Origin of the sequence: Hyphomicrobium sp. (genome assembly GCF_020852195.1) — a bacterium.
Classification (GTDB): Bacteria; Pseudomonadota; Alphaproteobacteria; order Rhizobiales; family Hyphomicrobiaceae; genus Hyphomicrobium_C.
In genome coordinates, this window is sequence record NZ_JADZBI010000165.1 from 1 (window position 1) to 4507 (window position 4507).

At 65.5% G+C, this 4507-nt stretch carries 4 protein-coding genes; all 4 read left to right on the plus strand.

Features of this window, described 5'->3' with window-relative positions:
* Positions 1 to 90: 90 nt before the first annotated feature.
* The 4 genes from proS (at position 91) to IT540_RS13925 (ending at position 4314) form a co-directional block, all read left to right on the plus strand.
* The gene (gene proS / locus IT540_RS13910) at positions 91 to 1437 is read left to right on the plus strand and encodes a proline--tRNA ligase (RefSeq protein ID WP_291178979.1); all 1347 of its coding nucleotides are present in this window, start codon (positions 91 to 93) and stop codon (positions 1435 to 1437) included.
* Between the two features lie 29 nt (positions 1438 to 1466).
* The gene (locus tag IT540_RS13915) at positions 1467 to 2735 is read left to right on the plus strand and encodes a lipoprotein-releasing ABC transporter permease subunit (RefSeq protein ID WP_291178982.1); all 1269 of its coding nucleotides are present in this window, start codon (positions 1467 to 1469) and stop codon (positions 2733 to 2735) included.
* Positions 2732 to 3460 (plus strand): ABC transporter ATP-binding protein, encoded by a 729-nt coding sequence (locus IT540_RS13920; protein ID WP_291178985.1) that lies wholly within the window; start codon positions 2732 to 2734, stop codon positions 3458 to 3460. The genes IT540_RS13915 and IT540_RS13920 overlap by 4 nt, the downstream gene beginning before the upstream one ends.
* Before the next feature lie 185 nt (positions 3461 to 3645).
* A complete protein-coding gene (locus IT540_RS13925; RefSeq protein WP_291178988.1) occupies positions 3646 to 4314 on the plus strand; it encodes a DUF2147 domain-containing protein in 669 nt (222 codons plus the stop codon).
* The last annotated feature ends 193 nt before the right edge of the window (positions 4315 to 4507 follow it).

The following is a 4507-nucleotide window of genomic DNA, read 5'->3' on the forward strand; positions in this document are numbered from 1 at the left end:
CCTAGCTATTGACGCCTGCGGAGCGCCCCGACGCCGGCGACGAGCGGGCCGCGCCTGCACGCCTTTGCGCCGCAACAAAGACAGGACTCTATGCATCTTTCCCGCTTTTTCCTGCCGGTCCTGCGTGAGACGCCCAAGGAAGCTGAGATCGTCTCGCACCAGTTGATGCTTCGGGCGGGCATGATCCGGCAGTCGGCGGCCGGCATCTACTCATGGTTACCGCTCGGTCTCAGGGTGCTGAAGAAGATCGAGGCCATCGTGCGCGAGGAGCAGAACCGCGCCGGCGCGGTGGAGCTCCTCATGCCCACTATTCAGTCTGCGGATCTTTGGCGCGAGAGCGGCCGCTACGAGGCCTACGGCAAGGAGATGCTGCGCATCACCGACCGTCACGATCGGGATATGCTCTATGGCCCTACAGCCGAGGAGGTGGTCACCACCATCGTGCGCGACGGCATCAAGAGCTATAAGGACCTGCCGAAGAACCTCTACAACATCCAGTGGAAGTTCCGCGACGAGATCCGTCCGCGCTTCGGCGTCATGCGCGGGCGTGAGTTCCTGATGAAGGATGCCTACTCCTTCGACCTCACGACGGAGGCGAGCCGCGCCACCTACATGCGCATGTTCGTCGCCTACCTGCGCACGTTCGCCCGCATGGGCCTGCGTTCGGTCCCGATGCAGGCCGACACCGGTCCGATCGGCGGCGACCTCTCCCACGAGTTCATCATCCTGGCCGACACCGGCGAGAGCCAGGTCTTCTGCCACAAGGATCTGATCGAAGGCGAGATCCCGGCTCCCCACACGGATTTCTGGGGCGACCTCACGCCGATCTTCAAGGAATGGACCTCGCGCTATGCGGCGACCGAGGAGAAGCACGATCCGGCCCGCTTCGAGAGCGAGGTGCCGGCCGACAAGCGCGTCTCCGCCCGCGGCATCGAGGTCGGCCACATTTTCCACTTCGGCACCAAATATTCCGAGCCCATGGGATGCCGCGTTCAGGGTCCGGACGGACAGCAGGTGACGCTCGTGATGGGATCGTACGGGATCGGCGTGTCGCGTCTCGCCGGCGCCATCATCGAGGCGAGCCATGACGACGCCGGCATCGTCTGGCCGGTTCCCGTCGCGCCCTTCGAGGTCGCGGTCGTGAACCTCAAAGCCGGCGACGCGGCGACCGACAAGGCCGCACTCGACATCAAGACGCGTCTCGAGAGCGCGGGCCTCGAGGTGCTCCTCGACGATACCGACGAGCGCGCCGGTGCCAAGTTCGCCACCATGGACCTGATCGGCATCCCCTATCAGGTGATCGTCGGTCCCAAGGGCGTAAAGGCCGGAGAGGTCGAGATCAAGGACCGCAAGACCGGCGCGCGCGAGACGCTGCCGCTCGAGGCGGGGATCGAGCGCACGATCCTGAGCGTTATCGATCAGCGCGTGCTGGCCTGACAACGAGAAGCGAAAATGGGGTGGCGCTGATGGCCGCAACGACCGACACCAAGCCGTTCGCGCCCTTTGAGTGGCTGCTCGCCTCACGCTATCTGCGCGCCCGCCGCAAGGAAGGCTTCGTCTCGGTCATCGCCGCCGTCTCGTTTCTCGGCATCATGCTGGGCGTGGCGACGCTGATCATCGTCATGGCGGTCATGAACGGCTTCCGCAAGGACCTGTTCGCCAAGATCCTGGGGCTCAACGGCCACGTCGTCGTCTACAAGATCGGCGCGCCCTTCACGGACTACCCCGATATCACCAAGGCCGTCTCACGCGCCGAGGGCGTGGTGCGCGCCATTCCCCTGATCGAGGGGCAGGTCATGGTCTCCTCCGCCGTGCAGGCGCTCGGCGCCGCCGTGCGCGGCATCGGAGAGGAGGATCTCAAGCATTTGCCCCTCGTGGCCGACAACATCCGCTACGGCACGCTCGACGGCTTCGACGAGTCGGGGGGGCTCGCCGTCGGCATGCGGCTCGCCAACATGCTGCGCGTCAACGTCGGCGATCCGATCACCATCATCTCGCCCCGGGGGGCCGCGACGCCGTTCGGCACCGCGCCGCGCTCGAAGACCTATCCCGTGACGACCATCTTCGAGCTCGGCATGTCCGAGTACGACAAGACCATGATCTTCATGCCGCTCTCGGAGGCGCAACGCTACTTCTCGAAGAACGGCGAGGTCGACATCCTCGAGGTGGTAATCAAGGATCCCGAGGCCGTGGATGACGCCGCGACGCGCATCCGCGGCGAGGCGGGCCCGACCATCAACGTGACCGACTGGCGTCAGCGAAACGAGACGTTCTTCACCGTGCTCGAGGTGGAGCGCAACGTGATGTTCATCATCCTGTCGCTGATCGTGCTGGTGGCGGCCCTGAACATTATCTCCGGCCTCATGATGCTGGTGAAGGACAAGGGCCGCGACATCGCCATCCTGCGCACCATGGGCGCGAGCAAGGGCTCGGTCATGCGCGTGTTCCTGATCACGGGGGCATCCATCGGCGTCATCGGCACACTCGCCGGCCTCGTCATCGGCATCGTCTTCTGCACCTATATCGAGGAGATCCGCCAGTTCGTCGCGTGGGTGGCGGGCACCAAGGTGTTCGATCCTAACGTCTACTACCTGACGCGCTTGCCGGCTGACATCAATCCGGTCGAGACGGGCTCGATCGTGCTGATGGCGCTCGTGTTGTCCGTGCTGGCCACGCTCTATCCGTCATGGCGCGCCTCGCGGCTCGATCCGGTCGAAGCGCTGAGATACGAATGAAGGATGCGCCGGTGCACGAGCTGAACGCACAGCACATCCCTGTCCTGAGCCTCATCGAGCTCGAGCGCGTGTTCCGCCAGGGCTCGCGCGAGATCCGCGTGCTTGCCGGCGCATCGGTCGATGTCTGGCCGGGCCAGTGCGTGGCCCTCGTCGGCCCCTCGGGAGCCGGCAAGTCGACGCTGCTCCACATCGCCGGATTGCTCGAGACGCCGGACTCCGGCCATGTCATCGTTGCCGGCCGCGATTGCGCCGCCATGGACGATCACGACCGCACGCGCGTGCGCCGCGCCGAGATGGGCTTCATCTACCAGTTCCACCAGCTCCTGCCGGAGTTCTCGGCGCTGGAGAACGTCGCCCTCCCGCAGATGATCCTCGGACACTCGCGCCGCGAGGGAGAGGAGCGCGCACGCAAGCTGCTCACGTCACTGGGGCTCGGCGACCGGCTCGACCACCGTCCGGCGCAGCTCTCGGGCGGCGAGCAGCAGCGCACCGCCATCTGCCGCGCGCTCGCCAACCGCCCGCGCCTGATCCTGGCCGACGAGCCGACCGGCAACCTCGACCCGCGCACCTCCGAACTCGTGTTCCACGAGTTGATCAGCCTCTTCCGCAGCGAGGGCGTTGCCGCCCTGATTGCCACCCACAACCTTGACTTGGCGCGACGAATGGACCGGGTCGTGGTGCTCGACAGCGGCCTTTTGGTCGAAATTTCGCCGCAGGCGGTATGACAATCCCGTCGCGTTCCCTATCTCCCGGTATGAACCATGTTTCCCGGGGAACAGCGCCACGTTTGCGCAAAAGCAAGTATATCTCCGGGTCCGGCTGACCGGACTTGCCGCCGGACGCGTCCAAATCTTAGGGAACGCGCTTCCGCGCACGGCCGTTCAAACCGAGCCAAGATGAGGAGGCAGCTATGCCGTTCGAGAGACAAGGTCTTCGTTTCGCCGCGCTGGCGGCTGTGCTTCTGGGCGCCTCGCCTGCCTTCGCCGCCGGCGATCCGACCGGCGTGTGGGTGAACGATACCGGCCGCGGCGCCATCGAGATCAAGGACTGCGGCGGAAAGCTTTGCGGTCACGTTGTGTGGGTCAAGGACACGAGCGACGCCAACGGCTGCGGCCGCCAGATCATCGGCGATCTCGCGTCCGCGGGCAGCGGCGTCTGGGGCGGCGACAACGCCTGGATCTACAGCCCCGAGAAAAAGAAGAAGTACAACGTCGAGGTGACGCCGCTTGAGGACGGCACCTTGAAGGTCAAGGGCTATGCCGGCATCAGTTTCCTGTCCAAGACCATGATCTGGACCAAGGCGCCGGCCGATCTTCAGCGCTGCAGCACGCAGGAAGCCGCCGCCACGCCCGCGCCCAAGGCCGAGTCCGCGCCTGCACCGGCGACGGGCGGTGAGAAGAAGGAAGCCGCGCCGCGCCCGCCGAAGGACGACGAGACCAACGTTGCCGAGGCGGAGAAGGACGGCGTCGACCTCGAGGGCCTCGCCGGCGAGTTCGGCGACGTCTTCACCCGCAAGGACGGCAAGTGCAAGGTGGACACGCCGTGGGTGAAGCTCGACTTCGACTGCAAGGGCAAATAAGAGGAGCCGGGCCAGAAGTAAGGCTCGACCGACTTTGAATTTGAAAGCGGCGGCCTCATCGGTCGCCGCTTTTTCATGTCACCGTCTCTCCGCAAGAGCGGGGGAGACGAGACGCCTCACATCCAGCCGACATACTTCGCCGCCAGCACGGCGAGGCTGAGTGCGCCGATCCACGTCGCGACGCGCGTCCAGC